This window comes from Gracilibacillus halotolerans (assembly GCF_014206945.1).
GTDB lineage: Bacteria > Bacillota > Bacilli > Bacillales > Amphibacillaceae > Gracilibacillus > Gracilibacillus halotolerans.
Map to the genome: position 1 here is coordinate 159119 of NZ_JACHON010000003.1, position 24500 is coordinate 183618.

Genomic DNA, 24500 nt, shown 5'->3' on the forward strand with positions numbered 1-24500 from the left:
TGTAGTTAAAAGCAATATTAGTATCATATCTTTGCCCAAAATTTCCGCATGGTTCATAATTAAACGAACAACACCGTTATTGATGGGACTCTGACAAGTCATCAAAAAAGTGGGGGATATAAATATGTCAGAACCAAATACAGATTTAAGAGTCATACGTACGCGTAAATTAATTATGGATTCTTTTATGGACCTTTCGGGTAAGAAGGAATTCAAGGATATTACGGTTAAAGATATTACAGCAGAAGCGATGATTAATCGTGCTACGTTTTATTATCATTTTGAAGATATATACGATTTGTTGGAGAAAGTTTTGGAAGAAGTATTATTGTTAAATTTAAATAGTAAAAATTTTGTAGAGAATCAACTGGATGAGGAAACGATTAAGGAGTTGTTTTTAGCGGTTACTGAATTTCAACAATCGTTGTCCAATCGTTGTCACAGGGGATATGAGGATATTATAGCTCGAATTATTAGAGAGCAACTGGAAGTGATCTTTTATAAACTACTTTGTAAAAATAAAACCTCCGGAACAAAAGAAACGATGAAAGTTCCTGCGACGATGTTAAGTTGGGGTATCTATGGTGCTTCCGTAGAATGGAGAAGAAATGGTAATCATGTACCGGCAGAGGACTTTATACAATCAGCAATTCCATACATTTTGTCAGGTGTAAATAGTTAGATGTCTAGTAAAATCCCCTTATTTCTCGAAAATAAGGGGATTGTTAGTATGCTATTAAATAACTCCTTGCCAAATCATCGCATCTGCAACTTTTTTGAAGCCAGCGATATTAGCGCCAATAACAAGGTTACCTGGGTGTCCGAATTCTTCTGCAGCCTCAATGGAATGTTTATAAATATCCTGCATGATTTCTTTTAGCTTCGCATCTACCTCTTCAAATTTCCAAGAAAGTCTTGCACTGTTCTGTGCCATTTCAAGTGCTGAAACAGCAACTCCGCCTGCATTAGCAGCTTTTGCTGGTGCAAACAGTATATTATTTTCAATGAATAGATCAATAGCTTTCAGTGTAGAAGGCATATTCGCTCCTTCACCGACTGCTTTTACGCCATTGGCAATTAACTTTTTCGCATCTTCTTCGTTGATCTCATTTTGAGTGGCACAAGGCAATGCAATATCACAAGGAATTGACCAGATACCATTGCATTCATCAAAATATTTAGCCTCTGGATGAAATTCTAAATATTCTTTGATACGTTTATTTTCTTCTTCTTTAAGGCGTTTTACTGTTGCTAAGTTTATTCCGTTTTCGTCATAAATATAGCCGTTGGAATCACTACAAGCTACCACTTTAGCACCTAGTTCTGTAGCTTTTTCCATTGCATATACGGATACATTCCCTGACCCTGAAACAACGACGGTTTTACCTGAAAAGCTATCATTGTTATCTTTTAGCATTTCTTGTACGAAATAAACAGTTCCGTAACCAGTAGCTTCTTTTCTAGCTAAACTTCCACCGAAATCAGGTGCTTTACCTGTTAAGACACCTGCTTCATAAGCACCACGTAATCTTTTGTATTGGCCGAACATGTATCCAACTTCGCGTGCTCCTACTCCAATGTCTCCAGCTGGGACATCTGTATCTGGACCGATGTGTTTGTATAATTCTGTCATAAAACTTTGACAAAATCGCATAATCTCATTGTCTGACTTTCCTTTAGGATCAAAGTCAGCTCCACCCTTACCTCCACCAATTGGTTGGCCTGTAAGTGAATTTTTAAAGATTTGTTCAAAACCGAGGAATTTAATAATGCTTGCATTTACGGAAGGATGGAAACGAATTCCTCCTTTATACGGCCCAATGGCACTATTGAATTGTACACGAAAACCCCGATTAACCTGTGTTTTACCTTGATCGTCTAACCAAGGTACTCGAAATGTAACCATTCTTTCTGGTTCAGATATTCTTTCTAAAATATTGTGTTCAATATAAGTAGGGTTTTGCTCAAAGACAGGTACTAAAGATTCGAAGATCTCTTCTACTGCTTGATGAAATTCATTTTCATGGGGGTTTCTTCTTTTTACTGTTTCAAAAACATTATTTACATACTCTCTTGCCGATTGGTTAGTATTTGCCATCGTCACCTATCGCTCCTATTCTTTGCAAATTGTTATAAAATAGTTTTCCTGCGTTAGCTAGTTAGTAAACGCGTTTATAAAATAATAGACTAGGTTAACTTCTCATCCATTAGAGTAGTTTAAATGAAAAACCGAATAAAAAAGACAGCAATCATAAACTAAGCAGTGCTGTCAAAGACTGTACTATAACAATTCAACACGGATAATGTGTAATTTGTTAACCATTAATTAAGTATTTTAAGTGTACTATAACTGTTTGTTCTAAAACAATACTTATTTGACATTGGATTAATCTCATAATTAGATAGGTTGCTAATTATATATCTAAATTGGTGAAGGAATGGTTGGCAAAGCTGTAGAACGTCGAGGTGGAAAATCGGGCTAACGGCTAACAGGAAGTTGGTCACAAAGGCATCACGACAGGACGTGGTGTAAGATGCCTTTGTACCCCTAGTTATAAGTGCAACTAAGCTATTACCTGCGCCTACGGCTTGGCACTAGCTAAGTTTTCTTTTCACATTGGACTTTATAAAATTTTAGCAAAGGTGTAGTTCGACGTAGTAAAAATTTTAATGTACCAAGTATAAGTGCAACTAAGCTATTACCTGCGCCTACGGCTTGGTATTAGCTAAGTTTTCTTTATCGGATGGGACGAAGTATAGGACGATGGCTCCGACAATAAATAATACGATTAGGCTTAAAATTCCCATATTTGAGCGGCCTGTTAGTTGAGCTGTAATCCCCATCAAAAAAGGTCCAGTAATAGATGCGAATTTTCCAAAGATATTATAAAAGCCAAAAAATTCATTCGCATGATTTTTAGGAATCAATTTAGCAAAATAGGAGCGGCTTAACGCCTGTATACCACCTTGCGATGACGCAACTAGCATAGCTAGCACCCAAAAATCTAACGCTGTTTCTAGAAAGAAACCATATATACAAACGATGATGTAGACAAAAATTCCGACAAATAGCATGGATTTTGCAGAATAACGGTTAGCTAATCTTCCATATAAAACTGAAAATGGAGCGGCTACAATTTGCGTCATTAGCAAAACTAATAATAAAACCGACGCACTTAGTCCTACATCTGTACCATAGGCAGTCGACATCGAGATAATTGTTCCGACACCATCGATATAAAAGAAGTAAGCTATTAAAAACAATGTAACATACTTATAATCTTTTACATGACGAATGGTTTTCCATAATCGTTGAAAACTCTTTCTAATAGGCTGGGATTCACGCTCTATGTAATGCACTTGGTTGACACGGCGTATCATAGGAATTGCAAATGTTATCCACCATATACAGGTTATAAAAAAGGCGATTTTGCTTGCAGCTGTACTACTGATTGGTAGGATACCTTGTTGAGCAAGCAATATGATCGCAATACTTATAACAAATGGTATAGAACTACCAATATAACCTAAACCATAACCTCTTGCTGAGACATCGTTCATTCGTTTATCGTTTGTGACATCGACAAGAAATGCATCATAAAAGACATTTGCCCCTGTTGATCCTATAGAAGCGAAGGTGAAGAGAATAAGTAAGGGAAGCCAAGCACCCTCTGGGACAAATAATAAGGAAAATGTAGAGATAAATCCTATCCCTAAAAAGACCAGAAAGAACTTTTTCTTAAGACCTTTATAGTCAGCGATAGTACCTAAAATAGGACCGAGAATGGCAAGAATAAAAGTAAAGATAGAAATCGTATAGCCGAGATAAGCTGTGGAAAGTGCTCCACTTACTCCAGCATTAGTTGCTTGTGCTTTATAATAAATTGGGAAAATAGCTGTTGTTATAATGACGCTAAATGCGGAGCTCCCCCAATCGTACATCATCCAGCTTTTCTCTACTTTTGAAAACCTTTTCATTACCTTCAACCTCCTTTTCTTCATTCTACTGGAAATTTAACATTTTAACTATTCCTTTTCTAAATTCTTATTGATATCTTTACAAATACTTTCTATGGGTAGGAGCTTATTTTGAAAAACTATTTCCCTTCTGTTTTAAAAACTTTTATATGGGGTACATTACTACTAAATAATTCCGAAAGGATGAGTGCGATGTATAAAGCGGTACAAGCATTTTTCAAAACAGAAGATGATGCGGAAAGTGCAAGAGCTACTTTGAATAAATTAAAGACAAATGATATCTTCTTTGATCATCTACCAGATGGTGAAGGATATATAACGGCCGTTCCTCTTGCATACACCGGTAATAACACACATGGTATGGGAGCGGGGCATGGAGGTATTATCGCCCCAATTGCTTTTACAGGAGAAATGAATTCGGATGACGATACTCCACGCACCTATATGATAGACATGCAAGTTGATGAGTCAGATTTCCAAGAGGCATTACGGATTATTATGGAGAAAGACGGTCGAGTACCTAAGGACCTTTTTGACGATTAAAAATCTTCCAATCTATTCCTATTAATCGTGTTTTCATGCGCTTTATAGCGCGAAAGCACGATTTTTTTCACGCTACCAAAAAGTGGGCGAAAACTCTTTCATTTTACCGTTGACATTCATGTATATACAAGTTATCATTATCCCATAAACTATCTTGTATATACAAGATAGAAAATACGTTTAAATAGGAGGGTTAACCGTGAGTAAATATACAGAACCTGCTAAGGAATTGTTAGAAAAAGTAGGTGGGTCAGATAATATTGATGTTGTTACACATTGCGCTACCCGGATGCGTTTTGTTTTAAATGATCCTAAGCAAGCGGATGTAGACGCAATAGAAAATATTGACCTTGTAAAAGGAACATTTACTCAAGCAGGGCAGTTTCAAGTAATTGTAGGTAATGAAGTTGCCTCGTTTTACAATGAATTTTCAAAAATAGCAGGTGTTGGTGATACTTCGAAGGATGAAGCGAAAGAAAAGGCAAAGCAAAATATGAACATTCTTCAACGTATGGTTTCACACTTAGCGGATATTTTCACACCAATCATTCCAGCATTGGTTGTTGGGGGACTGATTCTCGGGTTCCGGAATCTAATTGGTGAAGTGAATATGATTAACAATGGAACTCAGTCATTAGTTGATACATCTCAGTTTTGGCAAGGTGTATATGACTTTCTGTGGTTAATTGGAGAAGCGATTTTTCATTTCCTCCCGGTAGCAATAACATGGGCTATTTCGCGGAAAATGGGTACAACACAAGTACTTGGTATCGTATTAGGGATCACTTTAGTATCTCCACAGCTATTAAACGCGTATGGAGTAGCTGGAGCGGAAGAAATACCATTTTGGGATTTTGGGTTTGCTCAAATTGATATGATTGGATATCAAGCGCAAGTAATACCAGCTATCCTGGCAGGATTTGTTCTCGCATATTTAGAGATTTGGCTCCGAAAAGTTATACCACAAGTAGTTTCGATGATTTTTGTTCCGTTTTTTGCACTCATTCCAGCTGTTTTAGTAGCACACATGGTATTAGGACCAATTGGATGGGAAATAGGTTCATGGATTTCAAATGTGGTATACGATGGACTTACGTCAGCATTTGGTTGGCTATTTGCAGCCATATTTGGTTTTGCATATGCTCCACTCGTTATAACAGGGTTACATCATATGACAAATGCTATCGACTTGCAGTTAATGAGTGAATTTGATGGTACAATTCTTTGGCCGATGATTGCGTTATCTAATATTGCTCAAGGATCGGCTGTAGTAGCGATGATTTACTTAAACAGGAAAGATAAAAAAGAACAACAAGTATCTGTTCCAGCAGCAGTGTCTTGTTATTTAGGAGTAACAGAACCAGCGTTATTCGGTATTAACCTTCGATACGTCTTTCCGTTTGTAGCGGGTATTTGTGGTTCTGCAGTGGCCGCAGTGATATCTGTAGGTACTGGCGTTATGGCTAATTCCATTGGTGTAGGGGGTATTCCAGGAATTCTATCTATTCAAGTTCCGGATATGCTTAAATTTGCCATCGCGATGCTTGCGGCAATTGTTATACCGTTTATTCTAACTGTAATTTTTGCAAGAACAAAAATGGGTAAACAGGCATATATTCGTTTAGGAAAAACACAGCCTTAAATTAAACAAAACATCTTAAAGAGTCTGGGAGATAACACAAATTTAATTTATCAAAGATGAAGAATAAGGTGTTGTTATATTAATTACGTGGTCAAAACACGAGACTCCTGCAGGAACAGCACGAGCCAAGAATCACCCAAGACGAGCAATGGTGAGGATTGGGAAGTCGAGGCCGTGCCTGCGGAAAGCGAAGTGTTTTAGCGAAGTAATTATAAAAAAGCGTAGGTACCGAACGAATTCCAACAAATCGATCGGTACCTACTATGATAAAATACTTCTGTTCCAAACTCTTTTACCAATCTAAGAACCAGCGTATAGGAAGGGGTTACATCAATGAATCAACAATGGTGGAAAAAGTCTACCGTATATCAAATTTATCCGAAGAGCTTTAAAGACACGACAGGAAATGGTGTTGGGGATATCAACGGGATTATCGAAAAACTTGATTATATAAAAGAGCTTGGAGTCGACATTATTTGGTTAACTCCTATTTATAAATCTCCGCAGAATGATAATGGCTATGATATTGCAGATTATTACTCAATTGATGAACGTTTTGGGACGATGGATGATTTTGAAAAACTTTTAGAGGAAGTACATCGACGTGAAATGAAGCTTATCATGGATATTGTAGTCAACCACACATCAACGGAACATCCTTGGTTCCAAGAATCCAAATCAAGCAAAGATAACCCATGCAGGGATTTTTATATTTGGAAGAAAGAAAGAGATGGTAACCCACCAACGAACTGGAAATCTAAATTTGGCGGTTCTGCATGGCAGTATGATACAGAAACAGAAGAGTATTACTTACACCTTTTTGACGTTACCCAAGCAGATCTAAATTGGGAAAATGAAGAGGTAAGAAACCGCGTCTATGAAATGATGAATTACTGGGTAGATAAAGGAGTAGATGGATTCCGTCTAGATGTGATTAATTTGATTTCCAAGGATCAACAGTTTCCAAATGATGATGGAAGTGTTCCGCCAGGGGATGGACGAAAATTTTACACAGATGGCCCACGAGTACATGAATTCCTTCATGAAATGAACCAGGAAGTATTTAAAGGGAAAGAGACCATCACTGTAGGGGAAATGTCATCAACGACCATAGACAACTGTGTGCGATATTCAAATCCAAAAAATGAAGAATTAGATATGGTATTTAGCTTTCATCATTTAAAAGTTGATTATCCAAATGGGGAGAAATGGACAAAAGCACCTTTTGACTTTATTCAGTTAAAAAAGATATTATCGGATTGGCAAGTTGGTATGTACCAAGGCGGAGGTTGGAATGCACTATTTTGGTGTAATCATGATCAACCACGAATCGTTTCAAGATTTGGAAATGATAAAAAATATCATAAAGAATCCGCAAAAATGCTTGGAACAACCATACATTTAATGCAGGGAACGCCTTACATTTACCAAGGAGAAGAAATAGGGATGACGAATCCTTACTTTGATTCTATTGAACAGTACAGAGATGTAGAATCGATAAATATTTATCAAGAGTGGTTAGAGCAGGGTGGAAAAGAAGAAGAAATCATCGAAATATTGAAAGAAAAATCTCGTGATAATGCTCGTACTCCGATGCAATGGAATAATGAGGAGCATGCTGGATTTACAACTGGACAACCTTGGATTGGCCTCAGTTCGAACTATAATCACATAAATGTAGAGACCACGTTAAAAGATAAGGATTCTATCTTCTATCACTATAAGAAGTTAATTCAGCTTCGGAAAGACTATGATGTGATTACAGACGGGGAATATCAGTTGCTTTTACCAGATAATCCTGCTATTTTTGCTTATGTAAGGGAAAGTGACAACGAAATAATGCTTGTCGTCAATAATTTTTATGAGGAAGAGACAACCTTTCGTATGCCAGAAGAGAGAAAAGGAAGTATGAAGAACCCTAACGTTATTCTCTCCAATTATAAAGATACAATAGGAGACATCCATTCTCTTACGTTACGTCCATACGAATCTGTTGTCCTCTATGAAGCAAAAGAATTGGAGTAATGGGGATATGCAGAGTAAATACTTTGTTATTTACCAAGAAATAGCTAATAAAATAGACAAGGGAGATTATAAAGCAAAAGAATATCTCCCTTCTGAGCATGAGCTTTGTACAATTTATGGAACTGCTAGGGAAACAATTAGGAAAGCATTAAACTTATTAGCGGAAAATGGCTATATCCAAAAAATTAGAGGTAAGGGATCTCTAGTAATTGACCGTAATAAATTTGATTTACCAGTCTCTGGTTTAGTCAGTTTTCGAGAAATTACAGATAAAATGGATGAAAAGCCCCTCACAGTAGTCCATGAATGCAATCTAGAAAAAGTCACACCAAAAATTGCTCAACAACTGAAGGTTAGTTCGCCGGAATTGGTTTGGGAAGTAAAAAGAACGAGGCAATTTTCTGGGGAGCATGTAATCCTTGATAAGGACTATTTTTTAGAAAAGTATGTACCGAAATTAACCGAGGACATTGCTTCCCGTTCTATTTATGATTATTTAGAGAATACATTAGGGCTAAGCATTAGCTTTGCTAAGAAAGAAATTACCGTCATTGAGTCGACAGAAGAAGATAAAGAACTACTTGATTTAGAAGGATTTCAGCATATCGTTGTCATTAAAAACTATGTTTATTTAGATGATGCTACCTTGTTTCAATACACAGAGTCTAGACATAGACCTGATAAATTTCGATTTGTAGATTTTGCCCGTAGGAATAGGTAGTAAATAGAATAACACCAGACACACCTTATTAATTTTGGTTTGTCTGGTGTTATTTGAATACATTTTAATACTCGTACTGCCTTGAGCAAGCTTTTATCCCTCGAACTTTTAATAATTAATCCTCTGAAAAAGGTGTCCATTCAAATCTTAGTCATTGATGTTGCGAATCCAATCTATATCATCTTTAAAAATCCAACTAACATTACCACCAGAAAAATGGAAGGAATGCAATCGTTGCAATAGAGCCTAGTGCAATACCTAAACCTAGCCCCCATCCGTAAAATCCGATTCCGTACCCGCCTAAATTGCGACCTCCACCCATCGGTTTTAAATACAGGTTATAGGAATCTACCCGATCGATTATACCGTGATGTACTTCACCATTATGAGTGACTACTCTAACAGGTCTACCAATATTACGTGCACAAAGATGGTAATAGGAAGACATTATCTATCACCTCCCAACGAATCCCGATAGGATACTATATGCTATTGCTCTATTTTAGAGTGGTCACTTGTACTTCTGGTAGTATGTTTTGCTTAATTTAGGCAAACTAATTACGCTCTTCTAAACTAGAAAGGAATATCTCATTTTCTAAGTACAGTAATTTTTTCATTGATATGGAATTTTCTTCAGCGTATTGATTAACTAAGTGGTATCCGAGTAAATAACCTAAATTTTTAGGGATACTATGCGATCCGAACATGATTTTATCATGGAGATGGTCGTGTCTCTTAGTTGCTTCCTTCCCTTTTATCCATCGGTTCCAATATCTTTCGAATACGTCATTATCTAATTTTCTAATATATTGATTTCCAGCGTCTTTTCCTAGCTTCTTTCTAACGATTACTTCCGCAATACCTTCTAATATAATGGCATCTAAAATGGTCATTTCTTGATTTTCTTTATATAAATGATGCAAGCGACAAACATGACTATATTCATGTATAAAGAGAGCTGCTAATTGTTTTGTTGTAGCATCTACAGGCAAAAAAAGAAACAATTTATCGGGATAGCTTAGACCGGAGGATCCGTTAAATAGTATGGATAATTCGCGATTTTCCTCATTGGAGGGAAGAATGAAGATAGAAGGAGATGGACCATCCCATTTGCTTTGAAGATACTGATAGATTTTTTGAACATGAGATTTAAAATCCTTTTTAAGCCAGCGTACGATTTTATCTTTTTCATTTTTATGAGGTATAAAGAGACCGAATTGATAGAGATGCTGCTGAATCTCCATTGTATTGACACCATTAAAATATGGCAATAATGGGTTAATTACATAATCTTGCTGAAGCTTTATTCTGTCACTAGTGTTGGCATTATTTTCTTCGGCTTCTTTTATATATTTCTTTATCCATCGATCGGTTTTGCCTATCATTGTATCGTTTACCTCCTCCAAAAGTATTCCATATAACAGTGGTTCAAAAATACGCTCAATTGTAGTAAGATTAGATATACTATAAGTAGTGTATACTCGAGGACTGGAGAAGGTGAAAAGATTGAAACAAAAAGAGATTGAACTATTAAAATTATTGGAGAAAAATGGTCGCCTTGAAACAGAAACAATAAGTAAGATGTTAAACATGCCTCCTAAAGAGATTGAGGAGTTAATCACAAAGCTAGAAAATGAACAAAAGATATTAGGTTATTCCACTTTAATTGATTGGTCCAGCGTTTATGAATATGAAGGAGTCGCAGCATTAATTGATGTTAAAGTAACACCTGTACGAGGGGTAGGATTTGATAAAATAGCTTCTAGAATATATCGTTTTCCAGAGGTTAAGGCTGTTTATTTAATGTCAGGCTCCTATGACTTAAGTGTGTCTGTAGAAGGAAAAACAATGATGGAAGTTAGTCGATTTGTATCCGATAAGTTATCTACATTAGATACTGTAGTTTCCACTACCACACATTTTATACTTAAAAAATATAAACATGACGGCATTATATTTGATGATGAAAGTGATGATGATAAACGCATCATGGTGACACCATGACTCGTTCCTATTTAGCGAAAAACGTGCAGTCATTACAGCCTTCAGGCATACGTAAATTTTTTGATTTAGCGTCTAAAATGGATAATGTTATTTCATTAGGAGTGGGAGAGCCAGACTTTGTAACACCATGGAATGTAATTGAAGCAAGCTACCACTCATTAGAGCAGGGTTACACAGCATATACAGCAAATGCTGGATTATTAGAGTTACGTGAGGAAATTAGCAGCTATTTAAGCAAAGAATTTAGCCTTTCTTACCAAGCGGATAACCAAATTCTTGTTACTGTTGGTGCTAGCCAGGCGATTGATTTAGCTTTGCGTTCTGTTTTGGAGCCTGGTGATGAAGTGGTCGTCGTTGAACCTAGCTTTGTATCATATAGTCCAGCGGTGACCTTAGCGGGTGGCAAAGCGATAAGCCTAAGCGCATCGGCAGAAAATGAATTTAAGATACAGGCAGAGCAACTTGAAGAAGTTATAACAACTAAAACAAAAGCTATCGTACTTTGTAGTCCTAATAACCCAACTGGGACAGTATTAAATAGAAAAGAGTTAGAACAGATTGCTGCAGTGGTGGAGAAACATGATGTTCTAGTAATCTCGGATGAAATCTATGCAGAATTGTCATTTGAAGAAAAGGCGATGAGCATTGCTAGCATACCTGGCATGGCAGAGCGTACAATTGTCGTTTCAGGCTTTTCTAAGGCATTTGCTATGACAGGCTGGCGTTTAGGCTACGCATGTGGCCCTGTAGAGATTATAGATGCAATGACTAAAATCCATCAATACACAATGATGTGTGCGCCGACTATGGCGCAATATGGCGCATTAGAAGCGTTAAGAAACGGAATGGAAAGCGTAGAAAATATGAAAATGAGTTATCGTCAGAGACGAAACTATGTTGTAAATGCTTTAAATGAGATGGGGTTAAGTTGTCATGTCCCTGGTGGCGCATTTTATGTTTTCCCATCGATCAAAGAAACTGGTATGAGTTCAGAGGAATTTGCGCAGCGATTGTTAGAAGAAGAGCGCGTTGCTGTTGTACCAGGTCATGTATTTGGAGAGAGTGGAGAGGGATATATTCGGTGCTCATACGCTACATCAATAAAACAATTAGGTGTCGCGTTACAACGAATGGCTAGGTTCGTAGAGAAACATCGAATAAGTGATCGGGATATCGAGGTAACGAATCAACAATAAATCTGAATATTTAAAATGCTTGTGAGCCGAACTGTGCAGAATGGTGAAAACCATCCATTGCTGCTAGTTCGGTTTTTCTATTTTAGCTTACAAACCTGTGCCCGGATACTAGGTCGGGCTTATTAAGCTGGTTGAGTCTAACTTGTTAGTATAACTTTAATAAAATTCTGATATTAATAATAGTTGTAAGTACCAATTTTATTTTATATAATACATGTAGGAAGATTAGAAAGGGTGTGGAGCAAGATGGAAATTAAACATATTCATAATGTAGAAATCACCGTGGCAAAAGGAGAAGAGGTTATCCTGCCTTCTCGTGTGCAGGTAGATTTAGAGAATGATATAACAGCAGAGTTTAACGTGGAGTGGGATGTGAAAGATGACTCTCAGTTTAGTGAAAAAGGTACATACGAGATAGAGGGTGCTGTTCAACATAAAAACTATCCGAAACCATTTATTGAGCAACGTGCTGATCCATATTTATATAAGCATACCGATGGATACTATTACTTTATGGGGTCTTATCCGCTATATGACAGAATTGTATTGCGACGCGCAAAAACGATTGATGAACTGCCACAAGCTGAAGAAAAGGTTATTTGGTGGAAGCATGAATCTGGAATTATGTCAGAGCATATATGGGCACCTGAACTTCATTTTATAGATGGAAAGTGGTATGTACACTTTGCCGCTGGGGAAAAGGATGATGTATGGGAAATTCGACCATACGTGTTAGAGTGTGAAGCGGATAATCCATTAGAAGGTGAATGGGTGGAGAAAGGACAAGTTAACACGGAGTTTCAAAGCTTCTCATTAGATGCTACTACTTTTGAGCATCAAGGTAAGCGCTATTTAGTTTGGGCTCAGAAGATAGAAGAAGATACGATATCTAATCTATATATTGCTGAGATGGAAAATCCTTGGACGATTAAAAAGCAAGTAAGCCTGTCGACTCCTGAATATGATTGGGAAACGATTGGATTTGATGTGAACGAAGGGGCGGCAATGATTAAAAACAACGAAAAAGTATTTATTGCCTTTTCGGCTAGTGCTACCGATGAGAATTACGCGGTAGGTCTATTATACGCGGACGCTGACAGTGATTTAGTTAATCCTGATTCTTGGACTAAGTTACCCGAGCCGGTCATGGTTTCTAGTGATAAAAATAGTGAGTATGGCCCAGGGCACAACAGTTTCTCAGTTGATGAAGATGGCTATGAGTTAATTATTTATCATGCTCGCCCATATAAAGGATTTAATACAGAAAATCCACTCTATGACCATAATCGTCATGCTAGAATCCAACGTTTATTTTGGACAAAAGATGGCTTCCCTTATTTCGGAGAGCCAGGTTATACCCTTGATTTTTCTAATAAGAAAGCCAAGGCAATAATAACGGTAAAATAAAATACGTTAATTTACTTAAGATTCCCCTTAAGTCAGACAGATTTAGTCTCTGTTTGCGAAGGGGAATTTTATATTGAATACCCTTCTAAATAATACCTTTATGTGGTAAAATGTTAGGACTGAATTCGTTTTCATTGACTGGAAATTTAATAAATTTTATAATAATTGGTATGGATAGAGGGGAAACGGGGTTGTAGTCCGTATTTATCTCTAAAAAACATAAGGGAGATGATGTGAAGTTGAGTACGAAAATAAAGAAATGTACGTTGGATGATCTTGAGCAGTTACAAAATATAGCTATTGAAACATACAACGAAACCTACAGTCATCTTAATACCCCAGAAAATATGCACGACTATTTAGAAAAAGCCTTTAGTACTTCCCAACTTAAAAATGAATTAGATAATGAACTTTCTACTTTTTTTCTCCTATTAGAAAACAATGTAATTGCAGGATATTTAAAAATAAATGTAGACGATGCACAAACTCAGCATGTATCGAAAGAGAATGCCTTGGAAATTGAACGAATTTATGTGAAATCAAACTTCCAAGACAAAGGATTAGGAAGAATACTTTTAAACAAAGGCATTGAGTTTGCTCGGGAACAGAATAAAGAAAATGTATGGTTAGGTGTATGGAATAAAAATAAAACAGCTATTGATTTCCATAGAAATATGGGATTTGAAGTGGAAGGTGAATACTCTGTTTTCGTTGGGGACGAAGAGCACGTAAATTATATTATGGTGAAGAAGTTAGGTTAGTAACGACATAGTATTAAATAAGAATCCAATTCGGATTCTTATTTGTGCGGGAAAAACAGGATATCGTTTAGTGAAGAAAGAATACAGATAAAAGGAAATATTATCTGTATTCAGCGACCAATACAATTTTCTCCTAGATTTTCACTCCACAATAAATTCTATTTCATCGAATTTTCGAGAATACTTTATACGAAAATCTTTCTCATCAAAGTACCATAGGTCCGATTCCTCTACAAAGAAACGAATGCCATTTTCAATTATTTCAGCGCCAGGATTAACAGGCTCCATTATTTCCATGGCGAGTGAAAATCCTTTATGTACACCACCAAAACCTCCATAGCGTGCATAAAAGCGTACGGAATCCCCTTCATTTAGTCCCAATTCTCGCTGAAACCATTTTATTGCAGGGTTAGATATGGATATTTGCATGGAAGATCCCCCCTTATCTCTATTTTAAGCTATCTACTCTTGTAATTCCATTAGAGTTGCTCGATAAGGGGATTGATAAAAATGAAACTAATGGAAATATTGCTTTTCTTCGTAGTCGTATGGATTATAGCGAGTTAGTTTTAACAATCCGGGATTAGATTCTTCGAATTTCTTGCAAAAATGCTCATAGTCATTGACGATTTCACTCATAGTTTTTTCATACAATTCCTCGACATTTCCTTCTGCAACACCTTGTGCCACCAATTGTTGAATCAGAAAGGCTTTTTGTTTTTCTACTGCTTCGCGTAAGAATGCCATCCACCTTCCTCCCTTCACTCCGATGTACTTTTAGTATTAAAAAGTATTACCAAATTTGTTATATGTTATTCAATCAGCAAGTATTCAGTATATGCTTGTTTTGTCGCTAAAATGTAACAAATCAAAAGAAAGGCTGAATAATTGGGTATGAAGTAAAAATTAATTATAATGAAAGAAGTATGATTAAAACTATTTTATGTATCTTATTAGAAAAGGACTTGGCAATGACCACGCATTAAATGACTATTTTAATAATTTTGGACATGACATATCATACTTACAATTTTAAGGATGGTAATACATTGGGGGATATGGTTTGAAGACACAACGTGATTTTACGAAAGGTAACATATGGTCGGGTTTGTTTTATTTTTCTGCACCAATTATGCTAGCCAACTTATTACAAGTTTCCTATCAATTTGTAGATAGCTTATGGGTAGGAAACTTAATAGGCGCAAATGCATTAGGATCAGTTGCTGTTGCGGGTACGGTAATTTTCACCGTGCTCTCCTTTATTTTAGGGGTTAATAATACAGCACTTACGATTCTCTCTCAGCAAAAAGGGAGACAGGATGAAAAAGGTCTTAAAAATTATATTAATGCGTTTACTGTCACACTAACATGGATGGCATTTATTATGGGGATATTAGGATATGTATTGGCAACCCCAATTTTAAATTTATTAGGAACACCGGATGCAATGCTAGATGATGCAGTAGCTTACTTGAGGATTAATGCAATAGGTATATTGTTTTTAGTTGGCTATAACTATATTAGTACCGTAATGCGGGCAGTAGGCGATAGCAAGACACCGCTACTGTTTGTAGCTATTGCTGTCTGTTTAAATATTGTTCTTGATCCTTTGTTCATTTCAGGGTTTGGACTAGGCGTACACGGAGCTGCTATTGCAACCGTACTTTCACAGGGATTATCCTTCTTGTTTGGAGTATTATTTATTATTAAGAAAAAGCTAGTACCAGTTGAACGACCACGAAAGCCGAAGTGGCAGGAAGTGAAGCTTATACTACGATTAGGTATTCCTTCAGGTATGCAAATGGCTGTTATCTCGGCAGGGTCTGCAGCCATTATGAGTGTCGTCACCTCACATGGCGAAGCAGTCGTAGCTGGCTTTAGTGCCGCGCAACGATTAGACAGTCTTATTTTGCTACCCGCACATGCGTTAAGTGCTGCGGTAAATAGTATGGCAGGACAAAACATTGGTGTAAATCAATGGGACCGAGTCAAAAAAATTGCACGTTACGGTGTCATTTATAATACAGGCATTACACTTATCTTCGCTGTGCTGATTGTTGCATTTGCTGAATATGGAGTGCGTCTATTTATTCAAGAACCTGACGCGGTACAATTTGGCTCTGAATATTTAATGATTGTTGCCTTTTTTTATCCCTTTTTAGGTATAAACTTTGTGCTCAACGGAATTGTTCGAGCTTCAGGTGCTATGTACCAAGTACTAGTACTTAATCTTTTATCTTTTTGGGTATTACGATTTCCGTTGTCGTATTTCTTTTCGCAATGGATTGGTGAACAAGGAATCGCTTATGGAATTGGAGTTAGCTTTTTGATTAGTAGCGTGTTCGCTTATCTATACTATAAGTTCGGTGGATGGAGAGGTAAGAAAATTTTCCCACCAAATAAAACCAAGAAGAGTACCGTATAAAACAATAATATTAGCGCATAGTAAGCCTGTAAACCTAATGTTAGAGGTGAAAAATATGCGTAAGATAGTACTTTTTATGATAAGCTTGTCTGTATTCCTTGTTTTATCAGCATGTGGATCAACCGCTGAAAGAGATACTCAACAAGGAAATGAGATAACACCTGATTATGTTAGTTTTCAAGGTGATAGAAATACAGAAGAAGAAGTGCCAGTAGTGCCAGGTAGAGAACAAAATATTTTTAGAAGTCCTACATCGAACGGGGATTATGGGCAAACGCCTAACCGTCCGCAGCCCGGAGGGAACAATGTAGCAGAAACACCAAGAAATTCGAACCCTGCTGATATGCCACATGAAACACAACTAGAGCAAGGGAGAGAAAATCAATCTGACTCCACTGGAGAAGATTCGCAAATTGGCAATTTCGTTAAGCAGGTTGCTGAATTAACGAATGCAGCGAGATTAGAGAACGGCCTTAACGCTTTAGCTCTAGATAATGACCTGACAGAGGCTGCGCAGCTAAAATCGGATGATATGGCGCAAAATGGTTATTTTTCACACCAGTCGCCAACATACGGCTCTCCGTTTGATCTAATGGATCAAGTCGGTATCAATTATTCGAGTGCTGCGGAAAACATCGCTGCTGGTCAACGAACCCCTGAACAGGTTGTAAATAGCTGGTTAAATAGTGAAGGACACCGTGCCAACATGTTAGATCCAAAAATGACTCACATTGGAGTGGGTTACAGTAGCAATGGTCATTATTGGACACAAATGTTTATCAAGCAATGAGCCGTAAAGGCCCATTGCTTTATCTTTATAATATTGATTTTATTTTAATGATTAACTCGTCTTCTCCTTTGGGAAATAAATATAGTAGCGCCAATCAGTAATAATCCTAACCCAGCAATTAACCAAGAGTATAAATTTGTCGCAGTATCGGGTAATTTATGATTCGTCAAAGTTGGAGCAAGGCTACTTTCCTCCATTTGCTCATTCTGAGAATTTGGATTGTTTTCTTTCGTAGCTAGCTCTTGTTTATCTTGATTGTTCGTGTTTTTTTCGTCGTTATGACTAACGTGTTCTTCATCAATTGTATCCTCATCGGGTACAACCTTATCTTCTTCAATTATGATTTCCTCTCCGTTCTCTTCGTCGGGAATAGCATCCTCTTCATCTATAACAGGCCACCCTGTTACTTGATCACCATTTTTCACTATTTTATATGAAAGTTGTTCTTCATTATCGTTTCTCCAAAAATGAAACGTTAGCGTTACTTCTCTCCCATCCTCTATATCGTTAAAAAAATTTTCGGTTAAGGTAATTGTATTATTATCGTAATCTGGTGAAAACGTGTAGCCAAATTCTTTGAAGCTTGTCCAATTCTGAGGGCCAGCAATTGTTCCATCTTCATAATGTGCCTCCATTGTAGCTAAATGATTGCCTTCAAATGAAACAGGGATTTGGAAGTTATCTGATGTTCCATCAGCTTCTTGGAACACAGGTGCACCATGTTGATAAATGTTTATATCCCAATTAAATCCTCCAGTAAATACAACGTGCAATGTCGCGATATGTCCTGTTTCTCCCTCTATAGAAAGGGCTTCTACTCGTTCTTTCTTTAGAATAAGATTACCATCTTCAAATAAGTAGTCCTCTCCAGCTATTAAAGTTTGGTTATTCAATTTTATATAGTCTAACTGATGTCCGTTTAGTTTAAAATCTATTTGATGGTCAGTCCTATCTTCTTGGTTATTTAAATAAATAAAATTATTATTCGGTACCGCAGATCTACTGTTCCAGCTAGTCTTAATCATTTGAGCGAACTCAGCATCGTGCCAATTTAGAGAATGTCGATTCAAATGCTGTCCATTATCCCAAAGCATATGAACAAATGATCTATCTTGAGCAGCGGGTATCATGTACTCAAAGTATTTTAGTTTTTCACCTTGCTGGATAACATCTGTGCCTGTATCAAAACCTAATAGACCATATTCACCTATAACAACGGGAATACCATTCGCTGTAAACTGATCGTGTACCCTGTTGAAAATCGTATCGATATCGTTTTTTGTTTCATCATTAAATCGAGTAACACCAGCAATGTTGACACTGAAAGGCCAAAATCCGTAGTAATGAACAGTTGCCAAAACATGAGGGTCGTTTAAGTTGGAGATATAGTCATAGAGTGCTTGTAATCGTTCAGGTTCCTGACCAGTCAATAAAGTTGGTAAAACAATAGGTCGAACAGGATTATTTCCATTAGAGTTTCTAACTACTTGGTGGAATGCGTCATTTAGTTCATCTAGGTAGCCTTGCTGTTGCCTTTCGTCTCCTGTAAATTGCGGTTCATTAATACTTTCAAACATTAACTCTACGGGGTAATCTTGGAAGCGCTCGGAAAGTTGTTCCCAAATGCGACGAAAACGTTCGACTGTTTGATCATGATTATTCTCCATACCATTTTGTAACCATACCCAGGAGTCATGGTGTACATTGATCATGACATAAAGATCCTCTTCTAGTGCCCAATCTACCGTCTGTTGTACTCTTGATAAAAACTCTTCGTTAATCGCAAAATCGCCACTTGGATTCATCCGACCATCAAATGTAATTGGTACCCGAATGCTTTGAAATCCTTCTGCAGCTATTTGTTGGATTAATTCTCTCGTTACCATCGGATTTCCCCATGCTGTTTCGTCCTCGCCGAGGGCATCATACGTGTTACCAAGATTCCATCCAGGTTGCATATTTTCTGCGTATTGCTCCATATCAATTGTTTGATTTGCTGTCTCGTTTGCTAGTGAGATAGTTGGGGCGAGAAAGATGAAAAGTGAAAGGTAGATACTAGTCTTCAGTATGAGCTGAAATTTTTTCATGATTTATCCCTCCGTTTTTTATTCGGTAAGCGCTTACAAAGATTACACATTAAAAGTAACATGCTTTGATAGGAGAGAATAGGGGAAAATTAGTCTATTTTTCATGTAAATATTAGTGGTGGACTGAAATATATAGCGAAATATGTAAAAACAATATGCTTTTTAAATGAATGTTTACTACTTCCTTTTCAAAAAAATGTAGCGTATAATTGTGGCTAAAATATTATACAACTAAGAGTTAGGAGGCAAATATTGGCACGTGAAAATTCAACGACACCGCTAAAATTGCTCTTATTTTTGTTCCATGGAGCTAATATGATTATCGTAAGTTTTTTGCCTCTTCATCTGCAACATAATGGCCTTTCGAACAGTGAAGTCGGTTTGGTAATGGCTATTGGTCCATTTATCGCTATATTTTCCCAGCCGTTTTGGGGGTATTTGAGTGATAAATACCAAACGGTCAAGAAGATATTAGTGATTTGTTTAGTTGCTTTAATTATTAGTAGTTATTTTTTCTTATCGATGACATCCTTAACCTTCTTATTAATCACCGGTGGAGTCTTTTTCTTCTTTTCTTCACCAATTGGAGCGCTAGGAGACAGCTTATCACAACGCCGAGCAGAGCAATTAGGTATATCCTTTGGTTCCATTCGAACATGGGGATCCATTGGTTTTGCATTATCTTCTCTTACAGTGGGAGAAATATTAACTCGGATTGGAATCGAATTTTTAATATGGCCTTATCTTATCCTTGCTAGTGGTGCACTTATTGCAAGTACTCGTTTAGTGGATGTAAAAGTGAATGCGCCACCAATTCAGTTAAAAGATATTGGTAAACTATTACGTGTTAAGCCTTACGTTGTCTTTCTTATTTTAATCGTTTTCTTGACGATTTCCCATCGTGCAAATGATAGCTTTTTAGGGATTTATATTGCCGATTTAGGAGGCAGTGAAGCGATCATTGGTTACTCATGGTTTGCTGGTGTGGCAAGTGAAGCGATCGTTTTTGCAACAGCAGGCTGGTGGTTTCGTAAATATCATCCCTTAATCTTCATGGTTATTGCCGGGGGATTATACTCTCTGCGATGGTTCCTTTATTCTTTTCTAAATACTCCTGAATGGATAGTAGGCTTTCAATTTTTGCATGGGTTTTCATTTGGTATTTTTTATTTAACTGCTTTTCATTATGTGAGTAGGCTTATTCCGAAGGCGATGCAATCGACGGGACACCTAGTCTTTGTATCCGTATTTTTCGGGTTATCGGGTATAATTGGTTCTTTATTAGGAGGAATCGTTATAGATCATGCTGGTGGAGAAACTCTTTATTTATATATGGGAGTTCTCACATTTGTTGGAACGTTACTTATTTTGCTTTATCATCTATTACCTTACTGGAAGAAGTAACGGTTTTCCATTTATGCGGAATTTTGAAGCGAATGGCTATCCTATAAACTATAAATGAGGTGTTGAAAATGAAATTAGTTACGTATCAATTAACAACCCCGTTTGCTGAAAACCGAATTGGAGTTGTTAAGGGGGACAACATAATTGATTTGCACGAAGCACATTCTACATTGGTGAAGTTGGGTAAGTTATATCATCCATTTCTTTTACCGTATTCCCCAATGGAGTTTTATACAAATTTTCAGCAACATGTAGCGATTGCGGAAGAAGTATTGGAACACGTTTCTGTTTTACCAAACCCATTCCCTTACTCATTCTTATTAGATGAAGTTAGACTAGAAACGCCAGTTCCTAAACCTTCTAAAATCATTTGTATTGGCACGAATTATGCAGATCATGTGAAAGAAATGGGTAGTAAAATTCCAGACTATCCTGTCTTATTCTCCAAATTTACGAATGCTCTAATAGGTCCAGAAGATGCCATACATAAAAATGTGCAAACAGAGAAACTGGATTATGAAGTGGAATTAGCCGTTATTATTGGAAAAGAAGCAAAGAATATTAGCAAGGATCAAGCATTCGACTATATTGCAGGATATACCATAGCCAATGACACTTCTGCACGGGACTTGCAAAAACGAACACCTCAATGGCTACAAGGGAAAACGCAGGATCATTCTACCCCAATCGGTCCTTGGTTAATAACGAAAGATGATATAGAGGATCCGGGTAATCTTAACATTCAATCATATGTTAATGGGGAATTGCGTCAATCTTCTAATACCAAGCAATTGATATTTGATATTCCTCATCTCATTCATTTCATTTCTCATTTATTCACGCTAGAACCTGGCGACATCATTCTAACAGGTACTCCAGATGGCGTGGGAATGGCAAGAAATGAATTTCTGCAAGATGGTGATGAAGTGACACTAGAGATAGAAGGGATAGGAAAGATGACGAATAAAGTGCAAGAAGAATAAGTAAAAGAGACACTGCTCTATTTTATAAAGTAGTGTCTTGTTTTATATCTATGAGAAGGCGATGTATAGAATAAATATACATAGAAAATCAGTGTACTGAAAAGATTATTCATTAATATTTATGAAATTATCTATATTTTCAGTCTTTTTTCAGAATATTATTGCATATAAATACATAATACAGTATAATTATAAATTAATTAAGACGTTATCGGTAAATTATTAAGGGGGATATTTACGTGGATGTTGCAATTATTGGGGGAACTGGATATGGTGCTGCAGAGTTGATTCGTTTATTGCATCATCACCCGCAAGCTAATGTGAAGAAAATTATTTCGCAGTCTAATAGTGGTGTAAAGATGAGTGAGGTTTACCCACATTTAACAAATATCATGGAAATTGAAATGGAAGATTTTGATGCGGAAGCCTTGGCGAAGGAAGTGGATGTTGTCTTCTTTGCCACACCTTCTAATGTTAGTAAGCATCGAATTCCTGAATTACTAGATTTAGGTGTGAAGGTTATTGATCTATCAGGAGATTTCCGCTTAACCAATAGGGAACTGTATAAAGAATATTACGGAGAAGAGATGGCATCCGATAAATATGTGAATCAAGCTGTATACGGATTAAGTGAAATATATAGGGAAGAGATTCGAAAAGCAGCTCTAATAGCGAATCCGGGTTGCTATCCGACATCGGTGACATTAGGATTAATGCCTTTGATTGACCACCAATGGACAATAAATGAAACTCTAATTATTGATGCTAAAACGGGTGTATCAGGCGCAGGTAGAAGTTTATCATTAAACGTACATTATTCTGAGATGAATGAAAATATGAAAGCGTATGGCGTAGGTAAACATAAGCATATCCCAGAGATAGAACAAATTCTAACAGACCGTTTCAGTGAAGAGGTTCAAGTCGTATTCACTCCTCATATTGTCCCAATGACAAGGGGAATTTTAAGTACGATGTATGTTGATTTAAAAGATTCCAAGAATACTGCTGAAGTTATTGACTTGTATGAGCAGTATTATAAAAACGATCCGTTTGTTCGAATACGAAAAGAAGGTGTAATGCCTGCTACAAAAGAAGTATATGGAAGCAACTATTGTGATATCGGATTATATATGGATGAACGAACAAATAAGTTAATTGTTGTTTCTGTCATTGACAATCTAGTAAAAGGAGCAGCTGGTCAGGCAGTACAAAATATGAATATCATGTTCGGTTTAGATGATATGGCAGGCCTGGAGCTGCTTCCTACTTACCCATAAGGAGTGAAGGAAATTGAAGACGAAAGAAGTGACACCTCATACATTGGAGATAGTACAAGGGGGAAGCATTACCTCTCCTAAAGGATATAAAGCTGGTGGTTTGCATTGTGGTATCCGTAAAAAGAAACTAGATTTTGGATGGTTCGTTTCGGAAGTACCTGCAAGTGCTGCAGGAGTATATACTACAAATAGCTTCCAAGCAGCACCACTTAAAGTGACACAAGAAAGTGTTGCGAAGGAAAATAAATTACAAGCTGTCGTTTGTAATTCAGGAATAGCGAATGCATGTACAGGGGAGCAAGGCCTGCAAGATGCTTATGATATGCGAAAATTATTTGCAGAAGTGCTAGGGGTGGAAGAGCATTTAGCTGCTGTTGCTTCAACAGGTCTCATAGGAGAACTACTTCCTATGGAGAAAATACACGGAGCGATGGCAGAAATAAATGACGAAAAACATGGCGGTTCAGAAAAATTCGAATCAGCGATTCTTACAACAGATACAAAGGAAAAGGGTATTGCGATACAGCTAAAAATAGATGGCAAAACCGTCACAATAGGTGGAGCGGCAAAAGGATCTGGGATGATAAATCCTAACATGGCGACGATGCTAAGTTTTATCACGACAGATGCAAATATACCTTCTGAGCATTTATCACAGGCATTGAAGGATATTACCAATCAATCATTTAATATGATAACGGTTGATGGTGACACAAGTACAAATGATATGGTGCTAGTATTAGCGAATGGTTTAGCAGAAAACGAAGCTCTTAGCCCTGAACACAAAGAGTGGGACCAATTTTATCAAGGCTTACGTTACGTTTGTGAGCATTTAGCAAAGGAAATTGCACGTGATGGAGAAGGTGCTACGAAGCTTGTGGAGGTTACGGTAGAAGGAGCTACTACGGATCAATCGGCACAAAAAATTGCTAAATCCATTATCTCCTCTAATTTAGTTAAAACGGCGATTCACGGTGCAGATGCTAACTGGGGTCGGATCATAACAGCTATTGGCTACAGTGGAGAACCTATCAATCCCGATAAGGTTAGTATTTATTTAGGCGAAATTAAAGTAGTAGAAGAGGGTGTTCCACATCCTTTTAATGAAGAACAGGCAAAGGACTATTTACTCCAAGAAAATGTAGCGATACACGCACAATTAGGAGATGGCAATGGTAAAGGAATCGCATGGGGTTGCGATTTATCCTATGAGTATGTACGAATAAATGCTTCATATCGCACCTAAGGAGGACGATT

Annotated in this window: 22 protein-coding genes; 15 read left to right on the top strand and 7 right to left on the bottom strand. The window is 37.1% G+C overall.

What is annotated here, in order from left to right; translation table 11 throughout:
• The first annotated feature begins 124 nt into the window (after positions 1-124).
• Positions 125-682 (top strand): TetR/AcrR family transcriptional regulator, encoded by a 558-nt coding sequence (locus GGQ92_RS06260; protein WP_184245769.1) that lies wholly within the window; start codon positions 125-127, stop codon positions 680-682.
• Between the two features lie 54 nt (positions 683-736).
• Here GGQ92_RS06260 and gdhA read toward each other — a convergent pair whose 3' ends face one another.
• The gene (gene gdhA, locus GGQ92_RS06265) at positions 737-2098 is read right to left on the bottom strand and encodes an NADP-specific glutamate dehydrogenase (RefSeq protein ID WP_184245771.1); all 1362 of its coding nucleotides are present in this window, start codon (positions 2096-2098) and stop codon (positions 737-739) included.
• 611 nt (positions 2099-2709) lie between these two features.
• Positions 2710-3978, bottom strand: coding sequence for an MFS transporter (locus GGQ92_RS06270; RefSeq protein ID WP_184245774.1), 1269 nt, complete (start codon positions 3976-3978; stop codon positions 2710-2712).
• A 192-nt stretch (positions 3979-4170) separates the two neighbouring features.
• On the opposite strand from GGQ92_RS06270, the gene GGQ92_RS06275 reads away from it, so the two are divergent.
• From GGQ92_RS06275 to treR, 4 genes are all read left to right on the top strand, one after another.
• On the top strand, positions 4171-4521 hold the full coding sequence (locus GGQ92_RS06275) for a hypothetical protein (RefSeq protein WP_184245777.1): 351 nt from the start codon (positions 4171-4173) through the stop codon (positions 4519-4521).
• A gap of 199 nt (positions 4522-4720) precedes the next feature.
• Positions 4721-6163, top strand: a complete 1443-nt coding sequence (gene treP, locus GGQ92_RS06280) for a PTS system trehalose-specific EIIBC component (protein ID WP_184245780.1) — start codon at positions 4721-4723, stop codon at positions 6161-6163.
• Positions 6164-6496: 333 nt separating this feature from the next.
• Complete coding sequence (gene treC, locus GGQ92_RS06285; RefSeq protein ID WP_184245783.1) at positions 6497-8188, top strand: alpha,alpha-phosphotrehalase; 1692 nt, start codon at positions 6497-6499, stop codon at positions 8186-8188.
• Positions 8189-8195: 7 nt separating this feature from the next.
• Positions 8196-8909, top strand: a complete 714-nt coding sequence (gene treR, locus GGQ92_RS06290) for a trehalose operon repressor (RefSeq protein ID WP_184245786.1) — start codon at positions 8196-8198, stop codon at positions 8907-8909.
• Positions 8910-9111: 202 nt separating this feature from the next.
• Here the strand turns inward: treR and GGQ92_RS06295 are convergent, their stop codons facing one another.
• Together GGQ92_RS06295 and GGQ92_RS06300 are read right to left on the bottom strand one after the other, a co-directional pair.
• The gene (locus GGQ92_RS06295; RefSeq protein WP_184245789.1) at positions 9112-9357 is read right to left on the bottom strand and encodes a hypothetical protein; all 246 of its coding nucleotides are present in this window, start codon (positions 9355-9357) and stop codon (positions 9112-9114) included.
• A 106-nt stretch (positions 9358-9463) separates the two neighbouring features.
• Entirely contained in the window at positions 9464-10294 is an 831-nt protein-coding gene (locus tag GGQ92_RS06300; protein WP_184245792.1) for a DUF2268 domain-containing putative Zn-dependent protease, read from the bottom strand.
• Between the two features lie 121 nt (positions 10295-10415).
• Between GGQ92_RS06300 and GGQ92_RS06305 the strand changes: the two genes are divergently transcribed.
• The 4 genes from GGQ92_RS06305 to GGQ92_RS06320 all read left to right on the top strand — a co-directional run bounded on the left by GGQ92_RS06305 (position 10416) and on the right by GGQ92_RS06320 (position 14277).
• A complete protein-coding gene (locus tag GGQ92_RS06305) occupies positions 10416-10913 on the top strand; it encodes an Lrp/AsnC family transcriptional regulator (RefSeq protein ID WP_184245795.1) in 498 nt (165 codons plus the stop codon).
• Positions 10910-12109 carry an aminotransferase gene (locus tag GGQ92_RS06310; RefSeq protein ID WP_184245798.1) on the top strand — a complete coding sequence of 400 codons (1200 nt, stop codon included), beginning with the start codon at positions 10910-10912 and terminating at the stop codon, positions 12107-12109. Before GGQ92_RS06305 ends, GGQ92_RS06310 begins: the two co-directional genes overlap by 4 nt.
• Before the next feature lie 246 nt (positions 12110-12355).
• A complete protein-coding gene (locus tag GGQ92_RS06315; RefSeq protein WP_184245801.1) occupies positions 12356-13516 on the top strand; it encodes a family 43 glycosylhydrolase in 1161 nt (386 codons plus the stop codon).
• A gap of 239 nt (positions 13517-13755) precedes the next feature.
• Positions 13756-14277: a GNAT family N-acetyltransferase gene (locus GGQ92_RS06320; RefSeq protein ID WP_184245804.1), complete on the top strand. Its 522-nt coding sequence runs from the start codon at positions 13756-13758 to the stop codon at positions 14275-14277.
• A gap of 141 nt (positions 14278-14418) precedes the next feature.
• Here the strand turns inward: GGQ92_RS06320 and GGQ92_RS06325 are convergent, their stop codons facing one another.
• Both GGQ92_RS06325 and fbpA read right to left on the bottom strand, forming a co-directional pair.
• Positions 14419-14706 (bottom strand): HesB/YadR/YfhF family protein, encoded by a 288-nt coding sequence (locus GGQ92_RS06325; RefSeq protein WP_184245807.1) that lies wholly within the window; start codon positions 14704-14706, stop codon positions 14419-14421.
• 87 nt (positions 14707-14793) lie between these two features.
• Positions 14794-15024 (bottom strand): Fur-regulated basic protein FbpA, encoded by a 231-nt coding sequence (gene fbpA, locus GGQ92_RS06330; protein WP_184245810.1) that lies wholly within the window; start codon positions 15022-15024, stop codon positions 14794-14796.
• Positions 15025-15340: 316 nt separating this feature from the next.
• Here fbpA and GGQ92_RS06335 point away from each other — a divergent pair, with 316 nt between their 5' ends.
• Both GGQ92_RS06335 and GGQ92_RS06340 read left to right on the top strand, forming a co-directional pair.
• Complete coding sequence (locus tag GGQ92_RS06335) at positions 15341-16702, top strand: MATE family efflux transporter (RefSeq protein ID WP_184245813.1); 1362 nt, start codon at positions 15341-15343, stop codon at positions 16700-16702.
• A 55-nt stretch (positions 16703-16757) separates the two neighbouring features.
• Complete coding sequence (locus GGQ92_RS06340; RefSeq protein WP_184245816.1) at positions 16758-17492, top strand: CAP domain-containing protein; 735 nt, start codon at positions 16758-16760, stop codon at positions 17490-17492.
• 44 nt (positions 17493-17536) lie between these two features.
• Here the strand turns inward: GGQ92_RS06340 and GGQ92_RS06345 are convergent, their stop codons facing one another.
• Positions 17537-19579 (bottom strand): cellulase family glycosylhydrolase, encoded by a 2043-nt coding sequence (locus tag GGQ92_RS06345; RefSeq protein ID WP_221437248.1) that lies wholly within the window; start codon positions 19577-19579, stop codon positions 17537-17539.
• A gap of 252 nt (positions 19580-19831) precedes the next feature.
• Between GGQ92_RS06345 and GGQ92_RS06350 the strand changes: the two genes are divergently transcribed.
• The 4 genes from GGQ92_RS06350 (at position 19832) to argJ (ending at position 24489) form a co-directional block, all read left to right on the top strand.
• The gene (locus tag GGQ92_RS06350) at positions 19832-20983 is read left to right on the top strand and encodes an MFS transporter (protein ID WP_184245818.1); all 1152 of its coding nucleotides are present in this window, start codon (positions 19832-19834) and stop codon (positions 20981-20983) included.
• A 68-nt stretch (positions 20984-21051) separates the two neighbouring features.
• A complete protein-coding gene (locus GGQ92_RS06355) occupies positions 21052-21966 on the top strand; it encodes a fumarylacetoacetate hydrolase family protein (protein WP_184245821.1) in 915 nt (304 codons plus the stop codon).
• A gap of 239 nt (positions 21967-22205) precedes the next feature.
• Positions 22206-23243 carry an N-acetyl-gamma-glutamyl-phosphate reductase gene (gene argC / locus GGQ92_RS06360; RefSeq protein WP_184245824.1) on the top strand — a complete coding sequence of 346 codons (1038 nt, stop codon included), beginning with the start codon at positions 22206-22208 and terminating at the stop codon, positions 23241-23243.
• Positions 23244-23256: 13 nt separating this feature from the next.
• A complete protein-coding gene (argJ, locus tag GGQ92_RS06365; RefSeq protein WP_184245827.1) occupies positions 23257-24489 on the top strand; it encodes a bifunctional glutamate N-acetyltransferase/amino-acid acetyltransferase ArgJ in 1233 nt (410 codons plus the stop codon).
• The last annotated feature ends 11 nt before the right edge of the window (positions 24490-24500 follow it).

What these genes read in the sequence shown, in the direction of transcription:
- GGQ92_RS06260 (WP_184245769.1), top strand. Translation starts at nt 125, where the DNA reads ATGTCAGAACCAAATACAGATTTAAGAGTCATACGTACGCGTAAATTA.
- gdhA (WP_184245771.1), bottom strand. Translation starts at nt 2,098, where the DNA reads ATGGCAAATACTAACCAATCGGCAAGAGAGTATGTAAATAATGTTTTT.
- GGQ92_RS06270 (WP_184245774.1), bottom strand. Translation starts at nt 3,978, where the DNA reads ATGAAAAGGTTTTCAAAAGTAGAGAAAAGCTGGATGATGTACGATTGG.
- GGQ92_RS06275 (WP_184245777.1), top strand. Translation starts at nt 4,171, where the DNA reads ATGTATAAAGCGGTACAAGCATTTTTCAAAACAGAAGATGATGCGGAA.
- treC (WP_184245783.1), top strand. Translation starts at nt 6,497, where the DNA reads ATGAATCAACAATGGTGGAAAAAGTCTACCGTATATCAAATTTATCCG.
- treR (WP_184245786.1), top strand. Translation starts at nt 8,196, where the DNA reads ATGCAGAGTAAATACTTTGTTATTTACCAAGAAATAGCTAATAAAATA.
- GGQ92_RS06295 (WP_184245789.1), bottom strand. Translation starts at nt 9,357, where the DNA reads ATGTCTTCCTATTACCATCTTTGTGCACGTAATATTGGTAGACCTGTT.
- GGQ92_RS06300 (WP_184245792.1), bottom strand. Translation starts at nt 10,294, where the DNA reads ATGATAGGCAAAACCGATCGATGGATAAAGAAATATATAAAAGAAGCC.
- GGQ92_RS06310 (WP_184245798.1), top strand. Translation starts at nt 10,910, where the DNA reads ATGACTCGTTCCTATTTAGCGAAAAACGTGCAGTCATTACAGCCTTCA.
- GGQ92_RS06315 (WP_184245801.1), top strand. Translation starts at nt 12,356, where the DNA reads ATGGAAATTAAACATATTCATAATGTAGAAATCACCGTGGCAAAAGGA.
- GGQ92_RS06325 (WP_184245807.1), bottom strand. Translation starts at nt 14,706, where the DNA reads ATGCAAATATCCATATCTAACCCTGCAATAAAATGGTTTCAGCGAGAA.
- fbpA (WP_184245810.1), bottom strand. Translation starts at nt 15,024, where the DNA reads ATGGCATTCTTACGCGAAGCAGTAGAAAAACAAAAAGCCTTTCTGATT.
- GGQ92_RS06340 (WP_184245816.1), top strand. Translation starts at nt 16,758, where the DNA reads ATGCGTAAGATAGTACTTTTTATGATAAGCTTGTCTGTATTCCTTGTT.
- GGQ92_RS06345 (WP_221437248.1), bottom strand. Translation starts at nt 19,579, where the DNA reads ATGAAAAAATTTCAGCTCATACTGAAGACTAGTATCTACCTTTCACTT.
- GGQ92_RS06355 (WP_184245821.1), top strand. Translation starts at nt 21,052, where the DNA reads ATGAAATTAGTTACGTATCAATTAACAACCCCGTTTGCTGAAAACCGA.